Origin of the sequence: Streptomyces thermovulgaris (assembly GCF_002155915.1) — a bacterium.
In the GTDB taxonomy this organism is placed as follows: domain Bacteria; phylum Actinomycetota; class Actinomycetes; order Streptomycetales; family Streptomycetaceae; genus Streptomyces; species Streptomyces thermovulgaris.
Genome location: NZ_MUME01000053.1, coordinates 1 through 23,700, shown reverse-complemented (window position 1 = coordinate 23,700; position 23,700 = coordinate 1). Strand labels below are relative to the sequence as shown.

Genomic DNA, 23,700 nt, shown 5'->3' with positions numbered 1-23,700 from the left:
GAGCACCTTGCCGGAGGCCGCACGCGTGGCCACGCTCTTGCCCGCCTCGAACACCGGGATCTTCTCGTCCCAGCCGGAGGGCAGCTCCGCCCTGGCGATGCGGTCGTACTCGGCCGCCCGCTCGGGGTTGGCCTCACGCCAGGCCTGGAAGGACTTCTCCCACTCCGCCCGGGCCTGCCGGCCGCGCTCCACGGCCTTCCGGGTGTGGCTGAGCACCTCGTCGGCGACGTCGAAGTGCTTGTCGGGGTCGAAGCCGAGGACGCGCTTGGTGGCCGCGACCTCCTCCTCGCCCAGCGCCGAGCCGTGCGCGGCCTCGGTGTTCTGCGCGTTCGGGGCCGGCCAGGCGATGATCGAGCGCATGGCGATGAAGGACGGCCGGTCGGTGACGGCCTTGGCCCGCTGGATCGCCTCGAAGAGGGCGTGCGGGTCGAGGTCGCCGTTCGCCTTCGGCTCCACGCGCTGCACATGCCAGCCGTAGGCCTCGTACCGCTTGACCGTGTCCTCCGAGACGGCCGTCTCGGTGTCGCCCTCGATCGAGATGTGGTTGTCGTCCCACAGCAGGATCAGGTTGCCGAGCTTCTGGTGGCCGGCCAGCGAGGACGCCTCCGCGGAGATGCCCTCCTGCAGGCAGCCGTCCCCCGCGATGCAGTAGATGAAGTGGTCGAACGGGGACTCGCCGGCCGGTGCCTCGGGGTCGAACAGACCGCGTTCGTAGCGGGCGGCCATCGCCATGCCCACCGCGTTGGCGACACCCTGGCCGAGCGGACCGGTCGTGGTCTCCACGCCCTGGGTGTGCCCGTACTCCGGGTGGCCGGGCGTCTTGGAGCCCCAGGTCCGGAAGGACTTCAGATCGTCCAGCTCCAGGCCGAAGCCGGCCAGGTACAGCTGGGTGTAGAGCGTGAGGGAGGAGTGACCGGCGGACAGCACGAAGCGGTCGCGCCCCACCCACTGCGGGTCGGACGGATCATGCCGCATCACCTTCTGGAAAAGGGTGTAGGCGACGGGCGCCAGACTCATCGCCGTGCCGGGATGGCCGTTGCCGACCTTCTGTACGGCATCGGCGGCCAGGAGGCGCGCGGTGTCCACCGCGCGCTGGTCCAACTCGGTCCACTCGAGGTCTGTGGTGGTCGGCTTGGTACTCACCCTGGGTCAGGGCTCCTCTCCACAAGTCGGGTGCCGGCGCGGCATGTGCACCGGCTGCCGGCAATCTGGGCGTCGGCGGGCCTTTGCCGAGCCTACCCTCGCGAGGACGTGCAATTTTTCGAGTCGACACAGTCTGTCAGGACTGTTCACCATTCGCCTCCGGACCGGCTGGAGCAGCACTCGGCAACTCCATACGCAGCCGTTCGCCCGAGCGCTCAATCGAGCCTTTCGGCGGGCCGTGCCAACACGATCCGACCCCCGCGAATGTCCGGATCTGGGCAGCGTCTACAGTGGCGTGGTACGCGCGAGCCCCTGCCGTGGGTTCTCCCGGGCAGGGCTCGCTGGGATGTCTCTGTCAGGGGTGTGCGTGACGGCCGTCGAATCCCGTCCAGCGGGCGTGCTCGGTTCGAGCCGGAGCCCGAGCCACCGGCCGTTCGGGGCCCGGGTCAAGGCCTTCGTGGCGCTGACCAAGCCGCGGATCATCGAACTGCTTCTGATCACCACCGTTCCGGTGATGTTCCTGGCGCAGCAAGGTGTGCCCGACCTGTCGCTGGTGCTGCTCACCTGCATCGGCGGTTATCTGTCGGCGGGCGGTGCCAACGCGCTGAACATGTACATCGACCGGGACATCGACGCACTCATGGACCGCACCTCGCAGCGGCCCCTGGTGACCGGCATGGTCAGCCCGCGCGAGTGCCTCGTCTTCGGGATCACCCTGGCGGTCGTCTCCACGCTGCTGTTCGGCCTGACCGTCAACTGGCTGTCGGCGTGGCTGGCGCTCGGAGCGCTGCTCTTCTACGTCGTCGTCTACACGATGATCCTCAAACGGCGCACGGCGCAGAACATCGTGTGGGGCGGCATCGCCGGCTGCATGCCGGTGCTGATCGGCTGGTCCTCGGTCACCAACTCGATGTCCTGGGCGCCGATCATTCTCTTCCTCGTCATGTTCTTCTGGACGCCGCCGCACTACTGGCCGCTGTCGATGCGGGTCCGGGAGGACTACGCACGCGTGGGCGTGCCGATGCTGCCGGTCGTCGCCTCCAACAAGGTGGTCGCCCGGCAGATCGTGATCTACAGCTGGGCGATGGTGGGGATCTCGCTGCTGCTGACCCCGCTCGGCTACACCGGCTGGTTCTACACCGTGGTGGCGCTCGTGGTGGGCGGCTGGTGGCTGTGGGAGGCGCACGCCCTGCAGAACCGGGCCAAGGCCGAGGTGACGGGCGCGAAGCTGAAGGAGATGCGCCTGTTCCACTGGTCCATCACCTATGTCTCGCTGCTGTTCGTGGCGCTGGCGGTGGACCCGTTCCTGCGCTGACCCCGTTACCGCTTTCGAGTGATGTCGTGCGATGGGCGGGGCGGGTGGCCGATGCCACCCGCCCCGCCCATCGCCGTTCGGTCTACTCGCCGGTAGCATCCTGTTCATGGCAGACACGCAGCAGGTTGACCCCAAGGCCGAGCGCAAGGCGACCCGCCTCGCCCAGCGGATCGGCTCCTTCGCCAAGGCCCACGGAGGTGCCGAGGGCCAGGTCGCGTACATCGGACAGCGCGGCGCCCGCATCGTCCTCGTCGGCGAGGACGGCACCTGGGGCGACCTCGTGGCCCCCACCTACGCCGTCGCGAAGGCGGCGGTGGAGAAGTCCGGGATCACCGTCCACGAGACGTTCGACGGCGAGTTCGCGGCCAGGGTGAAGACGGGCCCGTACGAGTGGACCCGTATGGCGGGCCTCCAGATCGGCGGCCCGAAGAACGGCTGAGACCCGAGGAACGGCCAAACCGGGCGCTTCGGCCCGGGACCCGCGCACGGCCCCTGCGGCGCGCACGCGCAGCGCGGGGCCGCGCCCGGCACACGCACGGCGCGCACACGACTGGGGGCCTGTNNACAGGCCCCCAGTCGTGTGCGTCAGGCCCGTGCGTGTGCCGGGCGCCGGGGCGCGCCGCTCTCAGGTCTTCGCCAGGGTGGGCTCGGCCGACGGGCCCGGCAGGCCGCCGGCCTCCTCCACGGGGCGCTCGCGCAGCGACAGCAGGACCAGCAGCACCCAGATCCACATCACGCACGAGCCCAGCATGTGCAGGCCCACCAGGAGCTCGGGCAGGTTCAGGAAGGTCTGGGCATAGCCCAGGGCGCCCTGGGCCAGCAGGATCAGGAACAGCTCACGGGTCCGGGCCAGCGGGCCCCTCGGCGCGTCGACGGCCTTGAGGAAGAACCACAGGGCGAACGTCAGTGTGACCACGACCCAGGCCAGCACGGCGTGCAGCCGGGCGACCGTCTGCCAGTCGACCGGGATGCGGGGGACCTCACGGGAGTCGCCCGCGTGCGGTCCGGCGCCGGTCACCACCGTGCCCACCACGATCAGCAGCGCGCTCGCGAGGACGAGGACCCCCACCAGCTGCCGGACGGGCTTGCCGACCAGCGGGCGCGGTGCGGCGTCGCCCTCGCGGGCGCGCTGCCACATCACCGTGGCGAGCGCGATCAGCGCCGAGGAGAGCAGGAAGTGCCCGGCGACGGTGTACGGGTTCAGGCCGACCAGGACGACGATGCCGCCGAGCACCGCGTTGCCCATGACCACCCAGAACTGCGCCCAGCCCAGCCGGGTGAGGCCGCGCCGCCACGGCTTCTGGGAGCGCGCGGCGACGATCGCCCAGCCGACGGCCGCGCACAGCACGTACGTCAGCAGCCGGTTGCCGAATTCGATCACGCCGTGCAGACCCATCTCGCTGGTGGTGGTCAGCGAGTCCTCGGTGCACTTGGGCCAGGTCGGGCAGCCCAGGCCCGAGCCGGTCAGACGGACGGCGCCGCCGGTGACGACGATGACGACCGCCATGACGAGTGCGGCGAGGGCCGCCCGCTGGACGGTTCTCGGATGCGGGGTCCAGCGTGCGGCGACGAAGGCGAGCGGGTTGCGCACGACGGACACGGCGTCGGCGCGGGTCAGGTTCGACACGCCCTCCATCGTAGGCGGCTGCTTGTGCACGCTTTCACGAGGGTCCGGCACGCCCTGCTCCTCTGCTCCCGGCTCTACTCCCAGCGGAAGAACTTCCCGGCGGCGGCGAGGCCCGCCACCGCCCACACGGCGAGGATCCCCAGGTCGCCCCACGGCATCCCGGCGCCGTGCTGGAGCACGTCCCGCAGTCCGCCGGACAGCGCCGAGATGGGCAGCAGGCCCAGCACCTCCTGCACACCGGCCGGGAACTTCTCCAGCGGTACGACCACCCCGCCGCCGACCAGCAGCAGCAGGAAGACCAGATTGGCGGCGGCCAGGGTCGCCTCGGCCCTCAGCGTGCCCGCCATCAGCAGGCCCAGCCCGGAGAAGGCGGCCGTGCCGAGGACCAGCAGCAGAAGCACGGCGAGCGGACCGCCGTGCGGGGACCAGCCGAGCGCGAAGGCGATCACGGTCAGCAGCACGATCTGCAGGACCTCGGTGACCAGCACGGACGCCGTCTTGGCGGTCATCAGCCCCCAGCGCGGCAGCGGCGAGGCGGCCAGCCGCTTGAGCACGCCGTAGCGCCGCTCGAAACCGGTCGCGATGGCCTGTCCGGTGAACGCCGTCGACATCACGGCCAGGGCGAGGACACCGGGGGCGAGGAAGTCCACGGCCCTGTCCGCGCCGGTGTCCACGATGTCCACGGAGCTGAACAGCACCAGCAGCAGCGTGGGGATGACGACGGTCAGCAGCAGCTGCTCGCCGTTGCGCAGCAGCATTCTCGTCTCCAGCGCCGCCTGCGCCGCGATCATCCGGGGCAGCGGGGCCGCCTTGGGCCTCGGGGTGTACGTACCCGTACCGGTGGCGGGCGTCATGAGCGCAGCTCCTTGCCGGTCAGCTCCAGGAAGACGTCCTCCAGCGTGTGCCGCTCGACCGAGATCCGGTCCGGCATCACCCCGTTCTGCGCGCACCAGGACGTCACGGTCGCGAGCAGCTGCGGGTCGACCGTGCCGACGACCCGGTAGGTGCCCGGGGCCGGCTCGGCGGCGGTGCAGCCGGGGGGCAGCGCCTTGAGCAGCGAGTCCATGTCGAGCCCGGGGCGGCCGGTGAAGCGCAGGGTGTTCTCGGCGCCGCCGCGGCACAGCTCCTCCGGGGAGCCCTGGGCGATGACCCGGCCCGCGTCGACGATGGCGACGTCGTCGGCGAGCTGCTCGGCCTCCTCCATGTAGTGGGTGGTGAGGATCACGGACACGCCGTCCGCGCGCAGATCGCGCACGAGGTCCCAGGTCGCCCGGCGGGCCTGCGGGTCGAGTCCCGCGGTCGGCTCGTCCAGGAACACCAGCTCCGGCCGTCCGACGACGGCCATGGCCAGGGCCAGCCGCTGCTGCTGCCCGCCGGACAGCCGGCGGTAGGGGGTCCGCCCGCAGCTGCCGAGCCCGAGCCGTTCGACGAGGGCGTCCACGTCCAGCGGATGGGCGTGCAACTTGGCGATGTGCCGCAGCATCTCCTCCGCCCGCGCCCCCGAGTACACCCCTCCGGACTGCAGCATCACGCCGATCCGGGGCCGCAGCTCGGCCGACTGCCCGACGGGGTCGAGACCCAGGACGCGCACCGTGCCGGAGTCCGGCCTCCGGTACCCCTCGCAGATCTCGACCGTCGTCGTCTTGCCCGCGCCATTGGGGCCGAGTATGGCGGTCACACCCGCCTGGGCCACCAGGTCGAGGCCGTCCACCGCGGTCTTCGTGCCGTACCGCTTGACCAGAGCCTGAACCTGCACCACGGGCTCGTTTCGCATGGCCCCAGAGTCTAGGGACGCGCCGTGCGCCCCGGGCGGGCGGGTGCGCGGAGCCCTCCTTCGCCTCCTCCTCGTTCCTCCTCGCGCCCGGGCCGGTGCGACGGGTGCGGTGAGCAGGGCCGAAGGAGCTTTCCGGAAGCCGTCCGGGAGATCGTTTCCGCAGGTCGGATTAGGTAACCCTAAGTGATGCAGTGCACGCCCGTCCGGGACGGCGTCGCTTGTCAGTCTCCGACGAATTACGCAACAATGGCGTTGTGAAAAAAGTCGGCGAGTCTCGGGAGTCCCCCGCCGGGGCCCCGCAGGAGGAGTTCGTGGCCGGGGAGCGCTCCACGCGTAACCGGGTCGCGCGGTCCATCCTGGACCACGGCCCGTCGACCGTCGCCGAGCTGGCCGGCCGGCTCGGGCTCACCCAGGCAGCCGTACGGCGCCACCTGGACGCCCTGGTCGCCGACGACGTGGTGGAGGCGCGCAAGCAGCGGGTGTACGGGACACGGACCCGCGGCCGCCCCGCCAAGGTCTTCGCGCTCACCGACTGCGGCCGGGACGCCTTCGAGCAGTCGTACGACAAGCTCGCCGTGGACGCCCTGCGCTGGATCGCCGAACGGGAGGGCGGACAGGCGGTCGCCGCCTTCGCCCGGGCCCGTGTGGCCGCGCAGGCGCGCGCCTACCGCAAGGCGATCGAGGCAGCCGCTCCCGGCAAACGGACGGAAGCGCTGGCGAAGGCCCTGAGCGCGGACGGGTACGCTGCTACGGCGCGCAGCGCGCCCCTCCCGCGCAAGGGTGAGCAGCTCTGCCAGCACCACTGCCCGGTGGTCCATGTCGCGGAGGAGTTCCCGCAGCTGTGCGAGGCGGAGACGGAGATCTTCGCCGAACTGCTGGGGACGCACGTCCAGCGGCTGGCGACCATCGCGCACGGCGACGGCGTCTGCACGACGTTCATTCCCAAGATGTCCCAGAACGACCACCGAAGCACCAACGCATCCGCAAGCACCGCCGGGAGGAACCCCGCATGACTCTCCCCACGGAGACTGCCCACCCCGAGCTCGAGGGCCTGGGCAAGTACGAATACGGCTGGGCCGATCCCGACAAGGCGGGTGCCTCGGCCAGGCGCGGTCTCAACGAGGAGGTCGTCCGTGACATCTCGGCGAAGAAGTCCGAGCCGGAGTGGATGACCAAGCTGCGTCTGAAGGCCCTGCGGCTCTTCGAGAAGAAGCCCATGCCGAACTGGGGCTCGGACCTGTCGGGGATCGACTTCGACAACATCAAGTACTTCGTGCGGTCCACGGAGAAGCAGGCGCAGTCCTGGGAGGACCTGCCCGAGGACATCAGGAACACCTACGACAAGCTCGGCATCCCCGAGGCCGAGAAGCAGCGCCTCGTCGCCGGTGTCGCGGCCCAGTACGAGTCGGAGGTCGTCTACCACCAGATCCGCGAGGACCTGGAGCAGCAGGGCGTCATCTTCCTCGACACCGACACCGCGCTGAAGGAGCACCCGGACCTCTTCAAGGAGTACTTCGGCACCGTCGTCCCGGTCGGTGACAACAAGTTCGCCTCGCTGAACACCGCCGTGTGGTCCGGCGGCTCCTTCATCTACGTCCCGCCGGGCGTCCACGTGGAGATCCCGCTCCAGGCCTACTTCCGCATCAACACCGAGAACATGGGCCAGTTCGAGCGGACCCTGATCATCGTCGACGAGGGTGCCTACGTGCACTACGTCGAGGGCTGCACCGCCCCGATCTACAAGAGCGACTCCCTGCACAGCGCGGTCGTCGAGATCATCGTCAAGAAGAACGCCCGCTGCCGTTACACGACCATCCAGAACTGGTCGAACAACGTCTACAACCTGGTCACCAAGCGCGCCGTGGCCTACGAGGGCGCGACCATGGAGTGGATCGACGGCAACATCGGCTCCAAGGTGACGATGAAGTACCCGGCCGTCTACCTGATGGGCGAGCACGCCAAGGGCGAGACCCTCTCCATCGCCTTCGCGGGCGAGGGGCAGCACCAGGACGCCGGTTCCAAGATGGTCCACATGGCGCCGAACACCTCGTCCAACATCGTCTCCAAGTCCGTGGCGCGCGGCGGCGGCCGCACCTCGTACCGCGGTCTGGTCGAGATCGGCGAGGGCGCGGCCGGCTCCAAGTCGAACGTGCTGTGCGACGCGCTGCTCGTCGACACCATCTCCCGGTCGGACACCTACCCCTACGTCGACGTCCGCGAGGACGACGTGTCCATGGGCCACGAGGCCACCGTCTCCAAGGTCTCCGAGGACCAGCTCTTCTACCTGATGAGCCGCGGTCTGAGCGAGGACGAGGCGATGGCGATGATCGTGCGCGGCTTCGTCGAGCCGATCGCCAAGGAACTGCCCATGGAGTACGCGCTGGAGCTCAACCGGCTGATCGAGCTGCAGATGGAGGGCGCGGTCGGCTGAGCCCCGACCCGGGCCGGAGACGACTCCGGCCCGCCGCCCCCGTCAGGCCCCCTACGTCAACGGAAAGCGAGCATTACGACAGCCATGGCCGAGGCTCAGAACTCTCCCGCCCCCGACTCCGCTCGGGCGGGAGGTCCCCCACCGGTGGGCTCCGCGACCACCGGCGCGATCGCGGTGGCCGCCGAGTCGACCGTCGCCACACGCATGAGCGCGCCGCCCTCCTTCGACGTGGCGGACTTCCCGGTCCCGCACGGCCGTGAGGAGGAATGGCGCTTCACGCCGCTGGAGCGGCTGCGCGGGCTGCACGACGGCACCGCGGTCGCCACCGGCGAGGGCGTGAAGGTGGACATCCAGGCCCCCGAGGGCGTCACCGTGGAGACCGTCGGCCGCGACGACCCGCGGGTCGGCAGGGCGGGAACCCCGGTGGACCGCGTCGCCGCCCAGGCCTACTCCTCCTTCGAGAAGGCCTCGGTCGTGACCGTCCCGAAGGAGACCGTCCTGACCGAGCCGATCCGCATCGCGGTGCACGGCCAGGGCGGGGTCGCCTACGGCCACCAGGTGGTGGAACTCGGCGCCTTCGCCGAGGCCGTCGTCGTCATCGACCACACCGGTGACGCGGTGCTCGCCGCCAACGTCGACTACATCCTGGGCGACGGCGCCAAGCTGACCGTCGTCTCCGTCCAGGACTGGGAGGGCAAGGCGGTCCACGCCGGCCAGCACAACGCGCTGATCGGCCGGGACGCCACCTTCAAGTCCTTCCTGGTCACCTTCGGCGGCGACCTCGTGCGGCTGCACCCGCGTGTCACCTACGCCGGCACCGGCGGCGAGGCCGAGCTGTACGGCCTGTACTTCACCGACGCCGGCCAGCACCAGGAGCACCGTCTCTTCGTCGACCACAACACCCCGCACTGCAAGTCCAACGTCCTGTACAAGGGCGCGCTCCAGGGCGAGGACGCGCACGCGGTGTGGATCGGCGACGTGCTGATCGAGGCCGCGGCCGAGGGCACCGACACCTACGAGATGAACCGCAACCTGGTGCTCACCGACGGCGCCCGTGTCGACTCCGTGCCGAACCTGGAGATCGAGACCGGTGAGATCGTCGGCGCCGGTCATGCCTCCGCCACCGGCCGCTTCGACGACGAGCAGCTCTTCTACCTGATGGCCCGCGGCATCCCGGAGAAGGAGGCCCGCCGTCTGGTGGTCCGCGGCTTCTTCGCCGAGCTGGTCCAGCAGATCGGCGTCGCGGACCTGGAGGAGCGTCTGATCGCCAGGATCGACGAGGAGCTGGAGGCGGCGGTCGCATGAGCGGCACCTTCGTACGTGTCTGCGGACTGGACGAACTGGAGGAGGACACCCCGAAGCGGGTGGAACTCGACGGCACCCCGATCTCGGTCGTGAGGACCGGGGGAGAGGTGTTCGCCATCCACGACATCTGCTCGCACGCGAACGTCTCGCTCTCCGAGGGCGAGGTCGAGGACTGCCACATCGAGTGCTGGCTGCACGGCTCGCGCTTCGATCTCCGCTCCGGCAAGCCCGACACGCTCCCCGCGACACGTCCCGTCCCCGTATACCCCGTAAAGATCGAAGGGGACGACGTTCTCGTCTCCCTCACCCAGGAGTCCTGAGACACCCATGGCAACGCTTGAAATCCGAGACCTGCACGTCACCGTCGAGGCCGACAACACCACGAAGGAGATCCTCAAGGGCGTCGACCTCACCGTGAAGCAGGGCGAGACGCACGCCATCATGGGCCCCAACGGCTCGGGCAAGTCGACCCTCGCCTACGCCCTCGCGGGTCACCCCAAGTACACCGTCTCGAGCGGCACGGTCACCCTGGACGGAGAGAACGTCCTGGAGATGTCCGTCGACGAGCGTGCGCGTGCGGGCCTGTTCCTGGCCATGCAGTACCCGGTCGAGGTCCCCGGCGTCTCGGTCTCCAACTTCCTGCGCACCTCCGCCACCGCGATCCGCGGCGAGGCCCCCAAGCTGCGCCACTGGGTGAAGGAGGTCAAGGAGGCCATGGAGCGCCTCCACATGGACCCCTCCTTCGCCGAGCGCAACGTCAACGAGGGCTTCTCCGGCGGTGAGAAGAAGCGCCACGAGATCCTTCAGCTGGAGCTGCTCAAGCCGAAGATCGCGATCCTCGACGAGACGGACTCCGGTCTGGACGTCGACGCCCTGCGCGTCGTCTCCGAGGGCGTCAACCGGGTGCGTGAGTCCGGCAACGTCGGCACCCTGCTGATCACCCACTACACGCGTATCCTGCGCTACATCAAGCCGGACCACGTCCATGTCTTCGCCGACGGCCGCATCGTCGAGTCCGGCGGTGCCGAGCTCGCGGACAAGCTGGAGAACGAGGGCTACGAGGCATACGTGAAGGGCGGCGCATCAGCGTGACACAGCTGCCGAGCCTCCTCGACACCGAGGCGCTCCGCAAGGACTTCCCCATCCTGGACCGGACGGTCCACGACGGCAGGAAGCTCGTGTACCTGGACAACGCGGCGACCTCGCAGACGCCGCGCCAGGTGCTCGACGTGCTCTCCGAGTACTACGAACAGCACAACGCCAACGTCCACCGCGGTGTGCACGTGCTCGCCGAGGAGGCCACGGCGCTGTACGAGGGGGCGCGCGACAAGGTCGCCGCGTTCATCAACGCGCCCAGCCGGGACGAGGTGATCTTCACCAAGAACGCCTCGGAGTCGCTCAACCTCGTGGCCAACATGCTGGGCTGGGCCGACGAGCCCTACCGCGTGGACCACGAGACCGAGATCGTCATCACGGAGATGGAGCACCACTCCAACATCGTGCCGTGGCAGCTGCTGGCGCAGCGCACGGGCGCGAAGCTGAAGTGGTTCGGCCTGACCGACGACGGCCGTCTGGACCTGTCGAACATCGACGAGATCATCACGGAGAGGACGAAGGTCGTCTCCTTCGTGCTGGTGTCCAACATCCTCGGCACCGTCAACCCGGTCGAGACGATAGTCCGCCGGGCGCAGGAGGTCGGCGCCCTGGTCTGCATCGACGCCTCGCAGGCCGCTCCGCACATGCCGCTGGACGTGCAGGCCCTGCAGGCCGACTTCGTGGCCTTCACCGGTCACAAGATGTGCGGTCCGACCGGCATCGGTGTGCTCTGGGGCCGGCAGGAGCTCCTGGAGGACCTCCCCCCGTTCCTCGGCGGCGGCGAGATGATCGAGACGGTGTCGATGCACTCGTCGACGTACGCCCCCGCCCCGCACAAGTTCGAGGCGGGCACCCCGCCGATCGCGCAGGCGGTCGGACTGGGGGCGGCGGTCGACTACCTGAACTCGATCGGGATGGACAGGATCCTCGCCCATGAGCACGCGCTCACCGAGTACGCGGTGAAGCGGCTGATGGAGATCCCCGGTCTCAGGATCATCGGTCCGACCACGGCCGAGGACCGTGGGGCCGCCATCTCCTTCACCCTCGGGGACATCCACCCGCACGACGTGGGTCAGGTCCTCGACGAGCAGGGCATCGCGGTGCGCGTGGGCCATCACTGTGCGCGGCCCGTCTGCCTGCGGTACGGAATCCCCGCGACCACGCGAGCGTCCTTCTATCTGTACTCCACCCCGGCCGAGGTCGACGCCCTGGTCGAGGGGCTGGAGTACGTACGGAACTTCTTCGGATGAGGGGCTGACGCGTGAAGCTGGACTCGATGTACCAGGAAGTCATCCTGGACCACTACAAGAACCCGCACGGACGTGGTCTGCGGGACGGCGACGCCGAGGTGCACCATGTGAACCCGACGTGCGGGGACGAGATCACGCTTCGCGTGAAGTACGACGGCACCACGATCCAGGACGTCTCGTACGAGGGGCAGGGCTGTTCCATCAGCCAGGCCTCGGCCTCCGTGCTGAACGAGCTCCTCGTCGGCAAGGAGCTGACCGAGGCGCTGAAGATCCAGGAGACCTTCCTGGAGCTGATGCAGTCCAAGGGCAAGGTCGAGCCCGACGACGCGATGGAGGACATCCTGCAGGACGCGGTGGCGTTCGCCGGGGTGTCCAAGTACCCGGCCCGGGTCAAGTGCGCTCTGCTGAGCTGGATGGCCTGGAAGGACGCGACGGCCCAGGCGCTGGACGGCGCCGACGCCGAAAGGAAGACGGCATGAGCGAGACCGTGGAGACGAAGCCCGCCTCGGAGGAGGAGGTCCGGGAGGCCCTGATGGACGTCGTCGACCCCGAACTGGGCATCGACGTCGTCAACCTGGGCCTGGTCTACGGCATCCACGTCGACGAGTCGAACGTCGCGACCGTCGACATGACCCTGACGTCGGCGGCCTGCCCGCTGACGGACGTCATCGAGGACCAGGCCAAGTCCGCCACGGACGGCCTCGTCAGCGAGCTGCGCATCAACTGGGTCTGGATGCCGCCGTGGGGCCCGGACAAGATCACGGACGAAGGACGTGAGCAGCTGCGGGCGCTGGGCTTCAACGTCTGAGAGCCACAGGCGCGCACCCGTACGGCGAGCGGCGAGGTCCCCCTCGGGCCTCGCCGCTCGCCGTGTCCGGCGGGCGCCGCCGTTGTGTACGCCCGTACACAACGGCGGATACGCTCGCCGCATGGGATATCTGATGCTCGCCGGGGCCATCGCCGCCGAAGTCGCGGCCACGACCGCCATGAAGTACAGCGACGGCTTCAGCAGACTCGGGCCCTCGGCGGTGACGCTGCTCGGCTATGCGCTCTCCTTCTGGCTGCTCGCCCAGACCCTGCGGACGGTGGCCATCGGCACGGCCTACGCGATCTGGGCCGGCGTCGGCACCGCGGCCGTCGCCGCCCTCGGGCTGGTGCTGTTCGGGGAGGACCTGAACCTCGCCAAGGCCGTCGGGATCCTGCTGATCATCGGCGGAGTGGTGGTCCTGAACCTGGGCGGGGCCCACTGATGGCCCGGCGCTACGACCCCGGGCGGCGGCAGCGGATCATCGACGCCGCGATCCGGGTCGTGGGCGCCAAGGGCCTCGCCGGGCTGAGCCACCGCAGCGTGGCCGCGGAGGCGGATGTGCCGCTGGGCTCCACGACGTACCACTTCAGGACGCTGGACGAGCTGATGGTCGCGGCGCTCCGACAGGCCAACGAGGGCTTCGCCAAGGTGATCGCGGCACGCGGCGGCCTGGACGACCCGCGCACCGACCTCGCGGCGGAACTCGCCGGCTGGATGGGGGAGTGGCTGTCCGGCGACCGTACCGGCGTCGAGCTGGAGTACGAGCTGTACCTCGCCGCCCTGCGCCGTCCCGCCCTGCGCCCCGTGGCCGCCGAGTGGGCCGAGGAGCTGGCCCTTCTGCTCGCCCGCCGCACCGACCCGGTGACGGCCCGGGCGCTGGTGGCGGTGATGGACGGCATCTGCCTGCAGGTGCTCCTGACCGGCACCCCGTACGACGAGGACTGGGCCCGCGAGATCCTGCGGCGGGTGATCCCGCGGTCCACGGAGGCCTGAGACGGCGGTGCGCGGCCGGCCGGTGCGGCGGTGCGCGGGGGCCCGCTCCGGCGTCCCGGCCGGCCCCGGCGCGCGCACCGCGGACCGGCACCCGAGACACCCGCAGGCCGGTTCGCCCGGGTCGGCTTCCTCGCGTTAGGTTGCCCTCATGACCGACACGACTGCTTCCCGCTCCACCGGCGCCGTGGCCGCCGGTCTTGCCACGATTGCCTCCGACGGCACCGTTCTCGACACCTGGTTCCCCGCGCCCGAGCTGACGGCCGAGCCCGGTCCGGCCGGAACCGAGCGGCTGTCCCCCGAGCGGGCCGCGGAGCTGCTCGGCGCCGGCGCGACCGCGGCGGTCGGACCGGACGCCCGCCGGGGTGTCGAGGTGGTGGCGGTCCGCACGGTCATCGCCTCGCTGGACGAGAAGCCGATCGACGCGCACGACGTCTACCTGCGTCTGCACCTGCTCTCCCACCGGCTGGTCAAGCCGCACGGACTGAACCTGGACGGCATCTTCGGCCTCCTCGCCAACGTCGCGTGGACCTCGCTCGGCCCGGTTCCCGTGGACGACATCGAGAAGGTGCGGCTCAACGCCCGCGCCGAGGGCCTGCACCTGCAGGTGACCTCGATCGACAAGTTCCCGCGCATGACGGACTACGTCGTCCCCAAGGGCGTGCGCATCGCCGACGCCGACCGCGTCCGCCTCGGCGCGCACCTCGCCGAGGGCACCACCGTGATGCACGAGGGCTTCGTCAACTTCAACGCCGGCACCCTGGGCACCTCCATGGTCGAGGGCCGTATCTCCGCCGGTGTCGTGGTCGGCGACGGCTCGGACATCGGAGGCGGCGCCTCCACCATGGGCACGCTCTCCGGCGGCGGCAATGTGATCATCTCCATCGGCGAGCGCTGCCTGGTCGGCGCCGAGGCGGGCGTGGGCATCGCGCTCGGCGACGAGTGCGTGGTCGAGGCCGGCCTCTACCTCACCGCGGGCACCCGTGTGACCATGCCCGACGGCCAGGTCGTCAAGGCCCGCGAACTCTCCGGCGCCTCCAACATCCTCTTCCGCCGCAACTCGGTCACCGGCACGGTCGAGGCCCTGCCCAACAACGCGGTCTGGGGCGGCCTGAACGAGGTCCTGCACAGCCACAACTGACGGACCGGAACACGACGGAAGAACAGAACGGAAGAACGGAACGAGGAGACACGGCGGGGCGCCCCGGCAAGGGCGCCCCGCCGCGTTCTGCCCGTCGCCGCTACAAGGACGGTTCCGTCACCAGCTGTTCATAGGACGCGCGCAGAGCCGCGACCGTCTCGGGGGACGCGGGCCGCAGGGGCGCGCGGACCGGGCCCGAGAGCAGGCCCAGGGCGTTCAGCAGCCCCTTCACGGTGACCGTGCCGGGCAGACCGGCGGACATCGTCCGTGCGACGAGATCGATCGCCCGCCGCTGCAGCCGGGCGGCCCGCGCCGTGTCACCGGCGTCGAACGCGTCCAGGACGGAGCGGATGCGGCCCGGGGCGAGGTTCGCGACCGTGCTCACACAGCCCGCGCCGCCCACCGCGTACAGGGCGAGGACGTGCTCGTCGCAGCCCGCGTAGTACGCCAGCTCGGTACGGGCCAGGACCTCCAGGGCGCCGAGGAAGTCGTAAGAAGCAGTCCTTGACCGCCACGATCCGGGGATGGCCGGCCAGCCGCAGCATCGTCTCCGGCTCGATGCGGGTGCCGGTGCGGCCGGGGATGTCGTACAGCGTCACCGGCAGCCCGCAGGCGTCCGCGACCGTGCGGAAGTGCTCCTCCACGGCGTCCTGCGGCGGCCTGCTGCAGTACGGCGTCACCACCCGCACGCCGTCCGCGCCCGCCTTCTCCGCCTCCAGCGCCAGTTCCACGGTGTGCCGGGTGCCGGCGGTGCCCGCGCCCGTGACGATCGAGGCGCGCTTCCCGACCGCCTCCCGCACGGCCCGCACCAGCGCCGCCTTCTCGGCGTCCGTCGTGGTCGGCGACTCGCCGGTCGTGCCGTTGAGCACAAGTCCGTCGCAGCCCCCGGCGACCAGCCGCTCGGCGAGCCGCTGGGCGCCGTCCAGGTCGAGTGCGCCCGACGCGGTGAAGGGCGTGATCATGGCGCACAGGACACGGCCGAAGGGCGGAGCGGAGGACGGCCCGGAGGAAGGGCCCGAAGAGGCAGTGGAGGAGGGGGCGGGGGAGGAGCCGGAGACAGTTGCCGCGGTTGTCATGGGGCAGTCCCGGCGGCCCGCACCGTACAGCTCCACTCAATTCTTCTACCGATGAATGGCAAGCACTCCTTTCCTGTGCTGAGGGGGCCGCATGGGGCCCCGCGCCCGAACTCGTCACGGAGGCGGCCTTGTTGCGGGCAGGACCCGACGGTCCGGGCCCGGCCGGCCCCGCCCCGGCGGGCTCGGGGCCGGCGGCGCGGGCCGGGGATAGCGGGGCCGGCGAGGGGTACTCGGGGGTTCCGTACCGAGAGGAGGCGGGACACCGTGACCGGGACGATCGATGCGAGGCCTGCGAGCGACCAGCGCCGCACGGTGCGCGGCCACCCGGCGGACGGGCGCCCGGTGGGCGAACTCGTTCACCAGGCCACTGAACAGCTCTCTCTGCTCGTCCGGCAGGAGATGGCCCTGGCCAAGGCGGAGCTGACCCAGAAGGGACGCCGCATGGGGCGCGGCGGCGGGCTGCTGGGCGCGGCGGGAGCCATCGGCTACGTCGGGCTGATCGCGCTGGCCGGCACGGGCGTCGCGGCTCTTTCGCTGGTGCTGCCCGTATGGGCCGCGGCGCTCGTCGTGACCGGCCTGCTGTTCGCGATCGCGGGCGTGCTGGCCCTGGCCGGCCGCGGCCAGCTGCGCCACGCCGCACCCCCCAGGCCGGAGGTGACGCTCGGCAGCGTCAAGGCGGATGTCGAGGAGATCAAGGAAAGGGCGCACCACCGATGACGGACAGGACACAGGGGGCGGACGGCGGGACGGCCCCGGCCACCGGCGCGAAGGGCCCCGACGAGCTGCGGCAGCAGATCGAGGAGACCCGGAGCCGGCTCGGCGACACCGTCGAGGAGCTGGCCGCGAGGGCCGATGTGAAGGGCCGCGCCAAGGCCCGGGCGGCCGACCTGCGGGACAAGGCCGGCGCGATGACGGTCCAGCTGCGCAGCACCGCCGTGCAGGCCGGGCACCGGGTCCAGGAGAAGGTGAGCCACGCCGGTCACCAGGTGCAGGAGAGGGCGTCGCAGGCCGGGCACACGGTCCAGGACACCGCCCACCGGGCCGGGCACGGCGCCCCGGCGAGCGGGGTGAACGCCGTCGTCCAGGCCTGCCGCAGCCATCCACGGCCGCTGATGATCGCACTGGTGACGGGTGCGGCACTGGTGGCGGCCGGGCTGCTGTTCCGGCGCGCCCGGGACTGCTGAGACGGCGCACCCGGCGACACCGGCCGAGGGCCGCCCCACCCGAGAGGCGGGGCGGCCCTCGGCGTCCGGGCCCCGAACCGAAAACCAAAACGGTCTGGACAAAAAAAGTTTTCGGTGGGAGGGTGGAGCCATGCTCGACGTCACCGTGATCGAGGACCCCGAGGCAGCGGCCGTCTCCCTGGACCCCGTACGGGCCCGGCTGCTCGCCGAGCTGGCGGCCGGCCCCGCGTCGGCGGCCATGCTGGCCGGCAGGGTCGGCCTGCCCCGGCAGAAGGTGAACTACCACCTCAAGGCACTGGAGCGGCACGGCCTGGTCGAACTGGCCGGCGAGCGCCGCAAGGGCAATGTCACCGAGCGGCTGATGCGCGCGACCGCCGCGTCGTACGTGATCTCGCCGCTCGCCCTGGCCTCCGTGCAGCCGGATCCGGACCGCTTCCGCGACCAGCTCTCCGCACGCTGGCTGCTCGCCCTCGGTGCCCGGCTGGTGCGCGACGTCGGCTCGCTGATCACCGGCGCGGCCAAGGCGCGCAAGCGGCTGGCGACCTACGCGCTGGACGGCGAGGTCCGCTTCGCCTCGGCCGCCGACCGGGCCGCGTTCATCCAGGAGCTCACGGCCGGCGTCAGCGCGCTGATCCGCAAGTACGACGCACCCGGTGCCGAGGGCGGCCGGGACCACCGGATCGTGGTGGCCGTCCACCCCACGGTCAAGGACCCGGACGGGGCGACCGCCCCGCAGCTCGACGCACCCTGACCACCCGCATTCGGCAGGAGCCCGCCATGTCCGAGGAAAACGAGCAGGAAAACAAGCAGGAAAGCGAACGGGGGACCGGGAGGGAATTCGAGATCGTCCGCGAGTTCGAGGTCGATGCCACGCCCGAGGAGGTGTGGGCGGCGATCACCACCGGCACCGGAGGCTATCTGTGGCCGATGTCCCCGCCCGAGCCCCGGGTGGGCGGCGCGGGCCCCTTCGGGTCCACGGTCACCGCCTGGGATCCGCCGCACCGCTACACCAACCGCAGCGAGAACACCGGCGCACCGGCCCAGCCGCTCAACCAGCTCGACCACACCATCGAACCGCGCGACGGCGGACGCCGTGCCTGGGTGCGCTATGTGCACAGCGGGATCTTCACCGACGACTGGGACAACCAGTACGACGGCGCGAACAAGCACACCGACTTCTATCTGCACACCCTGCGCGAGTACCTGACGCACTTCGCGCCCCGCCCGGTGGCCTTCACCACGCTGAACGGCCCCGGGAAGTCCGCCTCCGCCGACGCCTTCACCACCGTCGGACGGGCCCTCGGGCTCACCGGGGAGACGGCCGTGGGCGCGCGGGTGACCGTCCGGGGCCCGAAGGAGTTCGAGGCCGTGCTCGACTACCGCGACCCGTACTTCATCGGGCTGCGCACCGACGACGCCCTCATCCGCTTCTTCGGCCGCAACCACTGGGGCGCCCCGGTCGGCATCAGCGTCCACGACTTCGCACCGGACGCGGACGCCGAGGCGACCGAAACCGCCTGGCAGGACTGGCTGAACGGAGTGTTCGGCCCGTCCTGAGGACCCGTCCTGAGGACCCGTCCTGAGGACTGGTCCTCAGGACCGTCCTGGGGCGACTGGTCCTCAGGACCGTCCCGGGGCGCTCCGGGGGCCGGGAGCGCACCGGCCCCCGGTGAGGAGTCCCGGGGGCCGGCCCGAGGAGCGGAACAGGACCGGGACGGAGGCGGATCAGGGACGGAAGCGCAGCACCTGCGGGTCGTGGTCGCTGATCTGGTCGTGGAACTCCGCGTTGATGTGCACGCTGTCGTACTCGAGGCCGCGGCCGCGCCGGATCGACGGGCTGACCAGGATCTGGTCCAGCACCTGTGCGTTGCCCTGGTGGATGTAGGTGTAACGCTCGCCTCGGGGCAGCGACCTGATCGCCGACCACAGGACGCCGCCGTCCTCGAGGATCTTCGTCGTCCTGGAGAACTCGAAGTCGTTCAGATCGCCGAGGGCGACGACCCTCGCGTTCTTCTCCGCCTTCAGGACCTTCTTGACGAAGGCGTTCACCTCGGCCGCCTGGAGGTGGCGCTGGACCTCCGAGCCGCGCGCCGGCGGCTGGTAGTGGGAGGTCAGAGCCTGGTCGCCGCCCTTGGAGGCGAAGTGGTTGGCGATCACGATGACGGTACGGCCGCGGAAGACGAACTCGCCGACCAGCGGCTTGCGGCTGGACGTCCAGGCCTCGCCGGCCGGGTTGATCCGCCCGGGGGAGACGGTCAGGGCCGCCTTGCCGCGCACCCGGGTGACGCCGACGGCGGTGGTCGCGTCGCCGCCCGGACGGTCGGTGAAGGAGACCCGCTGGGGATTGAACAGGAACACCTGGCGGATGTTGCCGCCCGGCTCGCCGCCGTCCTGCTTGTCGGCCGGGTCGACCGCGCGCCAGTCGTAGCGCGGGCCGCCCGCCGCGACGATCGCGTCGATCAGCCGGGCGACCGTCTCGCTCGCGTCCACCGTGCCGTCGTCGACGGCACCGCTGTTGTCCTGGATCTCCTCCAGGCACACGATGTCGGGCGAGCGCAGATGGCGCACGATCGCGGCGGCGTGCGCGTCGAAGGTGGTGTCGGACGGGTCGAGGTTCTCGACGTTGTAGGTGGCCACCGCCAGCTCGCCGGGGGACTGCTTCCGGGTGGTCTCGCGCCGCAGTCCGCCGCTCTTGAGCGTGCCCAGCCGGTGGGCGACGAGCGTGTAGCCGCCGTACTGGTTGTAGTCCAGCGGGCCGGTGGTGGGGCCGGCGAGGACGTCGCCGACGTTCGCCGACGGGAAGTCCTCGAGCGGGCCCAGCGACTCGATCTTCAGACGGCCGGTGTTCGGGGAGGCGTAGGAGCCGTAGACCGTGCCGCCGCGGCGGTTGCGGTTCTCGTGCGGCTTCACCGTGACCCACAGCTCGCCGTACGGGGTGGTGGCGCCGACCACGCGGGCGTCGGCGACCTGGACGTTCATGCCCTCCAGGGACTCGTAGAGGTCCAGGGCGTACACCGACGGCCGCAGGGGCAGGGCGTTGATCGAGCCGCCGGCGGCGGGATCGCCGGCCGGGGCGTACGCGGCGGGCACCGACCCGGCGTCGAGCACGACCGGGGCCGGGACCGGGTTGCCGCTGGAGACGACGGTGACGGCCGGCTTGGTGATCTCGGTGACCGACTGGTTGCCGGAGGAGGTGCCGCCCGGGACGAACTCCGAGACCGTGCCGGTGACGGTGACGGCGTCACCGACGGCGACCTGCGGGGTGGAATTGGTGAAGACGAAGATGCCCTCGCTGGTGGCCGGGTCGTCGTCCGGATGCGGATCCTGCATCCAGAAGCCTCTGGAGGAGCCGTAGGTGCGCACACCGGTGACGATTCCGGCCACATCCGTGACCTGCCGGCCGGCGTACGGGGAGATCCGGGTGGTGCCCTGGATGTCGTGGATGCGCACGGAGTCCGCGTGCGCGGGAGCGGTGAGAACGGTCGTCTGGGCGGCCACCGCGGAACAGACGACGGCGGCGGCCAGCGCGGCGAGACGCGCGGAAGACTTGCTCGGCAAGGTGAATCCCTCCGGGACGTGCGGGAGCGCCGGGACGAGGGTGGTGCGTGGAACGGGAGCCGCGACCGGCGGGCGGAGGCGACGCGCAGAGATCGCGGGCGCCGGAAGAAAACGCCCGCTTGTTTCTACGCGCGTCAATTTCCTGTGGGGCAAGGTCACTTGTCAAGCTTTCGGCCATGAACGGCCGGTGAGGGGGAGATGAATTGGGCGGCATCGGTGGAAATCCGTCTAGGCTGAGCAGCTGAGTCGTACGGCCGTGCACGCCCACGAGGAGAAGCCGCTGATGCCAGACAGGTCCCCGCTCCCACCGGTTCGGCTCGCCCCCGAACCGGAGTTGGCCCGGGACGCGCTCGCCACCCCGCTGCTGTCGCGCGCCGCGCGTCTCGCCCGTTGGGCCGGAGCCGGGACACGGGTCGACGCCGACGGGCGGCTGACCGAGGAGCAGCTGGCCGCCGCGGCCGAAGTGCTCGGCCTGGACGGCGACGACGCGGCGGCCCGGACGAGGGAGGCATGGCGGGTCGCCGTGGACACCGGGCTCGTCGAGATCACCGATGTCCGGGACGGCACCGCCCGGGCCGGCGACGGCCTGCGCCGGCTGACCGGCGGCTCACCCCGCGATGTGCTCACGGTGTGGCTGAGCGCGCTGGAGACCGTGCTGGAGGACACGGACGTGCCCGGCGCCGGGACGGCGTTCCTCGACGGGGCGCTGGCCGGCCTCTATGTGCTCACCGTCGGCGAGGACGGACCCGGCAGCGGTCCGGTGCCGCTGCCCGTGCTCGCCGCCTCCGTGGTCGCGCCCGGCGGCATGAGGGAGCCCACCGACGACATGCTGCGGCAGGTCTCCGAGGCGATGATGCGGCTGGACGCGCGGTTCCGGCGGCTGGAGCCGGCCGGACTCGTCGAGTACCGGCCGCTGGACGAGAAGGTGATGACGGACGCCGAGGAGGAGCCGCCGGTGCCGGCCGGCAAGGTCGATGTGACCCGTTACGGCATGGTGCGGCCGACCCCGCTCGGGCTGTACGGGATGCGCGCCCGGCTGCTGAAGGCCGGTCATGAGGCCCCGGTGATCGGCGACCTCGTGGACAAGGGCGCCGACGCACTGCTCGACGGCACCGCCGCGTTCCCCCCGGCCGCCGCCCACGCCGAGACCGAGCAGTGGCTCGTCCGTCGTGAACCCCTCGTCGCCGCAAGGGAGTTGCTCGCCGCCTCCCGTGGCACGGACCCGGGTGCGCCCCTGCGCCGGCTGCGCTGCCAGCAGGCCCTGTCCCTGGTCGGCGCAGAGGCCGAACCGGCGCTCCGGGACGTGCTCGACGACGCCGAACTGGGCGGACTGGCCCGGGTCTGGCTGACCGAGCGCGGTCTGGACGACGTACCGGCGCCCTCCCAGGAGATGGTCTTCTGGCTGACCATCGACACCATGGCCGCGCAACTGGCGGCCGAGGGCGACTCCGAGGAACTGCACGCCCTCGTCAAGAACCTCGCCGAGCAGCACAGCGGCTTCTTCACGGAGGCCTGGCGGGTGCACCACCCGCAGACCGCGGAGGTGCTGGAGGCGATGGGCCGGCTCCACCCCGACAAGAGGATCGCGAAGGAGGCCCGCAAGGCGGCGTTCAAGGCCCGCTCCGCGCACGTGGGCTGAGCCCGCGGCCCGCTCGGCGCACCTCACTCGTGCCCGCGGCCCGCACCGGTGCCGGTGCGGGCCGCGGGCCGTTGTCTCACTTGCTGGCGGCGAACCGCATCAGGGCGCGCTCGTCGCCCTGCTTGATCTTCCCCGTCTCATTGATCACCTGAAGCTTCCAGGAGGTGCCGACCCGCATGGCCTTGGCCACGGCGCAGCCGTTGTCCTGGGTGAGCAGGCTCGGCCAGATCTCGGCCACCTGCTGGGAGCTGCCCCCGGTCGCGTCGTACACCTTGAAGGCGACGTTGCGTGCCTTCAGGAAGGAACTGCCCTTCTTGAACGCGGCGGCGACGAACACGATCGAGGTGATGTTCGGCGGTATCCGGGCGAACTCGACCGTCACCGTCTCGTCGTCGCCGTCCCCGTGACCGGTCTGGTTGTCGCCGCTGTGCACCAGCGAGCCGTTGCCCAGGGGGTCCAGGGAGTCCAGGCCCGCCAGACGCACCGGGTCGGAGCCCTGCATGGCGATGGCGATGAGGTCGAGGTCGGTGCCCATCTTGCGGCGGAGCCTGCCCAGCATTCCGCCGCTGGCCCCCGCGGTCGGGTCCCAGGACACCCCGATGGACATGTGGGTCACCCCGTCCAGGTCCGCCGGGCCGTCTTCCTTCGTCAGCATGATCATGCGTGATTCATCCTCTGGTACGGAAACTGTGTGGCGGGCGCAGGGCGTCCTACAGGGCCTGGGCGGCGGGCTTCACCATGTTCCGCACGGTCCGGGCCTTGACGAAGTCGCCCATGGCCGTCATCTCCCACTCGCCGGAGAACTGCCGGATGAGCTTGGCCATCATCACACCGGTCTGCGGTTCGGCGTGGGTGAGGTCGAAGCGGACGAGCTCCTCGCCGGTGACACCGTCCAGCAGACGGCAGTAGGCCTTGGCGACCTCGGTGAACTTCTGGCCGGAGAAGGAGTTGACCGTGAAGACCAGGCCGGTGACCTCCTGGGGCAGGCGGCCGAGGTCGACCGTGATCACCTCGTCGTCGCCGGCGCCCTCGCCCGTGAGGTTGTCGCCGGAGTGCCAGATCGCGCCGTTCAGGATGGTCAGCTTGCCGAAGTAGCAGCTGTCGATGTGGTTGCGCTGCGGGCCGTAGGCGATGACCGAGGCGTCCAGGTCGATGTCCCTGCCGCGGTACGCCGGCTCCCAGCCGAGGCCCATCTTGACCTGGGAGAGCAGCGGACGGCCGCCCTTGACCAGGGAGACGGTCTGGTTCTTCTGCAGGCTGACCCGGCCCTTGTCCAGGTTGACCTTCCCGGCGCCGAAGGCGGGAGCGGCGGGGGCCGGTGCGGCCTGGGGCTGCGCGGCGGGCGGCGGAGCCACGGGCCGCGC

General features: G+C 70.9%; 25 protein-coding genes and 1 pseudogene. 18 read left to right on the top strand and 8 right to left on the bottom strand.

All coding sequences use genetic code 11. From position 1 onward, the window contains the following. The coding region (locus CCN35_RS05955; RefSeq protein ID WP_245863021.1) for a transketolase family protein at window positions 1–1,143 on the bottom strand (1,143 nt) is incomplete at its 3' end. 361 nt (window positions 1,144–1,504) lie between these two features. Between CCN35_RS05955 and CCN35_RS05950 the strand changes: the two genes are divergently transcribed. Both CCN35_RS05950 and CCN35_RS05945 read left to right on the top strand, forming a co-directional pair. Continuing rightward, complete coding sequence (locus CCN35_RS05950; protein WP_067390466.1) at window positions 1,505–2,458, top strand: heme o synthase; 954 nt, start codon at window positions 1,505–1,507, stop codon at window positions 2,456–2,458. Window positions 2,459–2,564: 106 nt separating this feature from the next. Beyond that, window positions 2,565–2,897 (top strand): hypothetical protein, encoded by a 333-nt coding sequence (locus CCN35_RS05945; RefSeq protein ID WP_067390469.1) that lies wholly within the window; start codon window positions 2,565–2,567, stop codon window positions 2,895–2,897. A gap of 186 nt (window positions 2,898–3,083) precedes the next feature. Here the strand turns inward: CCN35_RS05945 and CCN35_RS05940 are convergent, their stop codons facing one another. From CCN35_RS05940 to CCN35_RS05930, 3 genes are all read right to left on the bottom strand, one after another. Further along, window positions 3,084–4,094 (bottom strand): COX15/CtaA family protein, encoded by a 1,011-nt coding sequence (locus CCN35_RS05940; protein WP_067390472.1) that lies wholly within the window; start codon window positions 4,092–4,094, stop codon window positions 3,084–3,086. 65 nt (window positions 4,095–4,159) lie between these two features. Continuing rightward, window positions 4,160–4,939: an ABC transporter permease gene (locus CCN35_RS05935; RefSeq protein ID WP_067390476.1), complete on the bottom strand. Its 780-nt coding sequence runs from the start codon at window positions 4,937–4,939 to the stop codon at window positions 4,160–4,162. After that, window positions 4,936–5,859 (bottom strand): ABC transporter ATP-binding protein, encoded by a 924-nt coding sequence (locus CCN35_RS05930; RefSeq protein ID WP_079129574.1) that lies wholly within the window; start codon window positions 5,857–5,859, stop codon window positions 4,936–4,938. Before CCN35_RS05930 ends, CCN35_RS05935 begins: the two co-directional genes overlap by 4 nt. Before the next feature lie 254 nt (window positions 5,860–6,113). On the opposite strand from CCN35_RS05930, the gene CCN35_RS05925 reads away from it, so the two are divergent. From CCN35_RS05925 to dapD, 11 genes are all read left to right on the top strand, one after another. Beyond that, a complete protein-coding gene (locus CCN35_RS05925) occupies window positions 6,114–6,872 on the top strand; it encodes a helix-turn-helix transcriptional regulator (RefSeq protein WP_067390483.1) in 759 nt (252 codons plus the stop codon). Then, a complete protein-coding gene (gene sufB / locus CCN35_RS05920) occupies window positions 6,869–8,290 on the top strand; it encodes a Fe-S cluster assembly protein SufB (RefSeq protein WP_067390486.1) in 1,422 nt (473 codons plus the stop codon). The genes CCN35_RS05925 and sufB overlap by 4 nt, the downstream gene beginning before the upstream one ends. Before the next feature lie 84 nt (window positions 8,291–8,374). After that, window positions 8,375–9,595 (top strand): Fe-S cluster assembly protein SufD, encoded by a 1,221-nt coding sequence (gene sufD / locus CCN35_RS05915; protein ID WP_067390489.1) that lies wholly within the window; start codon window positions 8,375–8,377, stop codon window positions 9,593–9,595. Further along, window positions 9,592–9,915 (top strand): non-heme iron oxygenase ferredoxin subunit, encoded by a 324-nt coding sequence (locus CCN35_RS05910; RefSeq protein ID WP_067390492.1) that lies wholly within the window; start codon window positions 9,592–9,594, stop codon window positions 9,913–9,915. Before sufD ends, CCN35_RS05910 begins: the two co-directional genes overlap by 4 nt. Window positions 9,916–9,922: 7 nt before the next feature. Further along, window positions 9,923–10,687, top strand: a complete 765-nt coding sequence (gene sufC / locus CCN35_RS05905) for a Fe-S cluster assembly ATPase SufC (RefSeq protein ID WP_067390494.1) — start codon at window positions 9,923–9,925, stop codon at window positions 10,685–10,687. Then, the gene (locus CCN35_RS05900) at window positions 10,684–11,940 is read left to right on the top strand and encodes a cysteine desulfurase (RefSeq protein WP_067390496.1); all 1,257 of its coding nucleotides are present in this window, start codon (window positions 10,684–10,686) and stop codon (window positions 11,938–11,940) included. Before sufC ends, CCN35_RS05900 begins: the two co-directional genes overlap by 4 nt. A gap of 11 nt (window positions 11,941–11,951) precedes the next feature. Then, entirely contained in the window at window positions 11,952–12,419 is a 468-nt protein-coding gene (gene sufU / locus CCN35_RS05895) for a Fe-S cluster assembly sulfur transfer protein SufU (RefSeq protein WP_067390499.1), read from the top strand. Further along, complete coding sequence (locus CCN35_RS05890) at window positions 12,416–12,748, top strand: metal-sulfur cluster assembly factor (RefSeq protein WP_067390502.1); 333 nt, start codon at window positions 12,416–12,418, stop codon at window positions 12,746–12,748. The genes sufU and CCN35_RS05890 overlap by 4 nt, the downstream gene beginning before the upstream one ends. A 121-nt stretch (window positions 12,749–12,869) precedes the next feature. Then, the gene (locus CCN35_RS05885) at window positions 12,870–13,190 is read left to right on the top strand and encodes a DMT family transporter (protein ID WP_067390505.1); all 321 of its coding nucleotides are present in this window, start codon (window positions 12,870–12,872) and stop codon (window positions 13,188–13,190) included. Then, the gene (locus tag CCN35_RS05880) at window positions 13,190–13,741 is read left to right on the top strand and encodes a TetR/AcrR family transcriptional regulator (protein WP_067390508.1); all 552 of its coding nucleotides are present in this window, start codon (window positions 13,190–13,192) and stop codon (window positions 13,739–13,741) included. The genes CCN35_RS05885 and CCN35_RS05880 overlap by 1 nt, the downstream gene beginning before the upstream one ends. A gap of 148 nt (window positions 13,742–13,889) precedes the next feature. Beyond that, entirely contained in the window at window positions 13,890–14,879 is a 990-nt protein-coding gene (gene dapD / locus CCN35_RS05875) for a 2,3,4,5-tetrahydropyridine-2,6-dicarboxylate N-succinyltransferase (protein WP_067390511.1), read from the top strand. Between the two features lie 100 nt (window positions 14,880–14,979). Here the strand turns inward: dapD and dapA are convergent. Beyond that, a pseudogene (gene dapA / locus CCN35_RS05870) lies at window positions 14,980–15,841 on the bottom strand (4-hydroxy-tetrahydrodipicolinate synthase). A gap of 378 nt (window positions 15,842–16,219) precedes the next feature. Between dapA and CCN35_RS05865 the strand changes: the two are divergent. The 4 genes from CCN35_RS05865 (at window position 16,220) to CCN35_RS05850 (ending at window position 18,696) form a co-directional block, all read left to right on the top strand. After that, the gene (locus CCN35_RS05865; RefSeq protein WP_079129575.1) at window positions 16,220–16,672 is read left to right on the top strand and encodes a phage holin family protein; all 453 of its coding nucleotides are present in this window, start codon (window positions 16,220–16,222) and stop codon (window positions 16,670–16,672) included. Further along, window positions 16,669–17,139 (top strand): DUF3618 domain-containing protein, encoded by a 471-nt coding sequence (locus CCN35_RS05860; RefSeq protein ID WP_067390514.1) that lies wholly within the window; start codon window positions 16,669–16,671, stop codon window positions 17,137–17,139. Before CCN35_RS05865 ends, CCN35_RS05860 begins: the two co-directional genes overlap by 4 nt. Before the next feature lie 130 nt (window positions 17,140–17,269). Further along, window positions 17,270–17,890 carry an ArsR/SmtB family transcription factor gene (locus tag CCN35_RS05855; protein ID WP_067390517.1) on the top strand — a complete coding sequence of 207 codons (621 nt, stop codon included), beginning with the start codon at window positions 17,270–17,272 and terminating at the stop codon, window positions 17,888–17,890. A gap of 26 nt (window positions 17,891–17,916) precedes the next feature. Then, a complete protein-coding gene (locus CCN35_RS05850) occupies window positions 17,917–18,696 on the top strand; it encodes an SRPBCC family protein (RefSeq protein WP_086791738.1) in 780 nt (259 codons plus the stop codon). Window positions 18,697–18,864: 168 nt separating this feature from the next. Here CCN35_RS05850 and CCN35_RS05845 read toward each other — a convergent pair whose 3' ends face one another. Then, entirely contained in the window at window positions 18,865–20,697 is a 1,833-nt protein-coding gene (locus CCN35_RS05845; RefSeq protein WP_067390523.1) for an endonuclease/exonuclease/phosphatase family protein, read from the bottom strand. A 283-nt stretch (window positions 20,698–20,980) separates the two neighbouring features. On the opposite strand from CCN35_RS05845, the gene CCN35_RS05840 reads away from it, so the two are divergent. Beyond that, complete coding sequence (locus CCN35_RS05840; protein WP_067390785.1) at window positions 20,981–22,336, top strand: hypothetical protein; 1,356 nt, start codon at window positions 20,981–20,983, stop codon at window positions 22,334–22,336. Window positions 22,337–22,412: 76 nt separating this feature from the next. Here the strand turns inward: CCN35_RS05840 and CCN35_RS05835 are convergent, their stop codons facing one another. Both CCN35_RS05835 and CCN35_RS05830 read right to left on the bottom strand, forming a co-directional pair. After that, window positions 22,413–22,997, bottom strand: coding sequence for a TerD family protein (locus CCN35_RS05835; RefSeq protein ID WP_067390527.1), 585 nt, complete (start codon window positions 22,995–22,997; stop codon window positions 22,413–22,415). A gap of 49 nt (window positions 22,998–23,046) precedes the next feature. Then, window positions 23,047–23,700 (bottom strand): TerD family protein (locus CCN35_RS05830; protein WP_211285494.1); only part of this gene is annotated, 654 nt, incomplete at its 5' end.

What these genes read in the sequence shown, in the direction of transcription:
- CCN35_RS05855 (WP_067390517.1), top strand. Translation starts at nt 17,270, where the DNA reads ATGCTCGACGTCACCGTGATCGAGGACCCCGAGGCAGCGGCCGTCTCC.
- CCN35_RS05935 (WP_067390476.1), bottom strand. Translation starts at nt 4,939, where the DNA reads ATGACGCCCGCCACCGGTACGGGTACGTACACCCCGAGGCCCAAGGCG.
- CCN35_RS05880 (WP_067390508.1), top strand. Translation starts at nt 13,190, where the DNA reads ATGGCCCGGCGCTACGACCCCGGGCGGCGGCAGCGGATCATCGACGCC.
- CCN35_RS05835 (WP_067390527.1), bottom strand. Translation starts at nt 22,997, where the DNA reads ATGATCATGCTGACGAAGGAAGACGGCCCGGCGGACCTGGACGGGGTG.
- CCN35_RS05930 (WP_079129574.1), bottom strand. Translation starts at nt 5,859, where the DNA reads ATGCGAAACGAGCCCGTGGTGCAGGTTCAGGCTCTGGTCAAGCGGTAC.
- CCN35_RS05860 (WP_067390514.1), top strand. Translation starts at nt 16,669, where the DNA reads ATGACGGACAGGACACAGGGGGCGGACGGCGGGACGGCCCCGGCCACC.
- sufD (WP_067390489.1), top strand. Translation starts at nt 8,375, where the DNA reads ATGGCCGAGGCTCAGAACTCTCCCGCCCCCGACTCCGCTCGGGCGGGA.
- CCN35_RS05940 (WP_067390472.1), bottom strand. Translation starts at nt 4,094, where the DNA reads ATGGAGGGCGTGTCGAACCTGACCCGCGCCGACGCCGTGTCCGTCGTG.
- CCN35_RS05885 (WP_067390505.1), top strand. Translation starts at nt 12,870, where the DNA reads ATGGGATATCTGATGCTCGCCGGGGCCATCGCCGCCGAAGTCGCGGCC.
- CCN35_RS05890 (WP_067390502.1), top strand. Translation starts at nt 12,416, where the DNA reads ATGAGCGAGACCGTGGAGACGAAGCCCGCCTCGGAGGAGGAGGTCCGG.
- CCN35_RS05840 (WP_067390785.1), top strand. Translation starts at nt 20,981, where the DNA reads ATGCCAGACAGGTCCCCGCTCCCACCGGTTCGGCTCGCCCCCGAACCG.
- dapD (WP_067390511.1), top strand. Translation starts at nt 13,890, where the DNA reads ATGACCGACACGACTGCTTCCCGCTCCACCGGCGCCGTGGCCGCCGGT.
- CCN35_RS05850 (WP_086791738.1), top strand. Translation starts at nt 17,917, where the DNA reads ATGTCCGAGGAAAACGAGCAGGAAAACAAGCAGGAAAGCGAACGGGGG.
- CCN35_RS05910 (WP_067390492.1), top strand. Translation starts at nt 9,592, where the DNA reads ATGAGCGGCACCTTCGTACGTGTCTGCGGACTGGACGAACTGGAGGAG.
- CCN35_RS05945 (WP_067390469.1), top strand. Translation starts at nt 2,565, where the DNA reads ATGGCAGACACGCAGCAGGTTGACCCCAAGGCCGAGCGCAAGGCGACC.
- sufC (WP_067390494.1), top strand. Translation starts at nt 9,923, where the DNA reads ATGGCAACGCTTGAAATCCGAGACCTGCACGTCACCGTCGAGGCCGAC.
- sufB (WP_067390486.1), top strand. Translation starts at nt 6,869, where the DNA reads ATGACTCTCCCCACGGAGACTGCCCACCCCGAGCTCGAGGGCCTGGGC.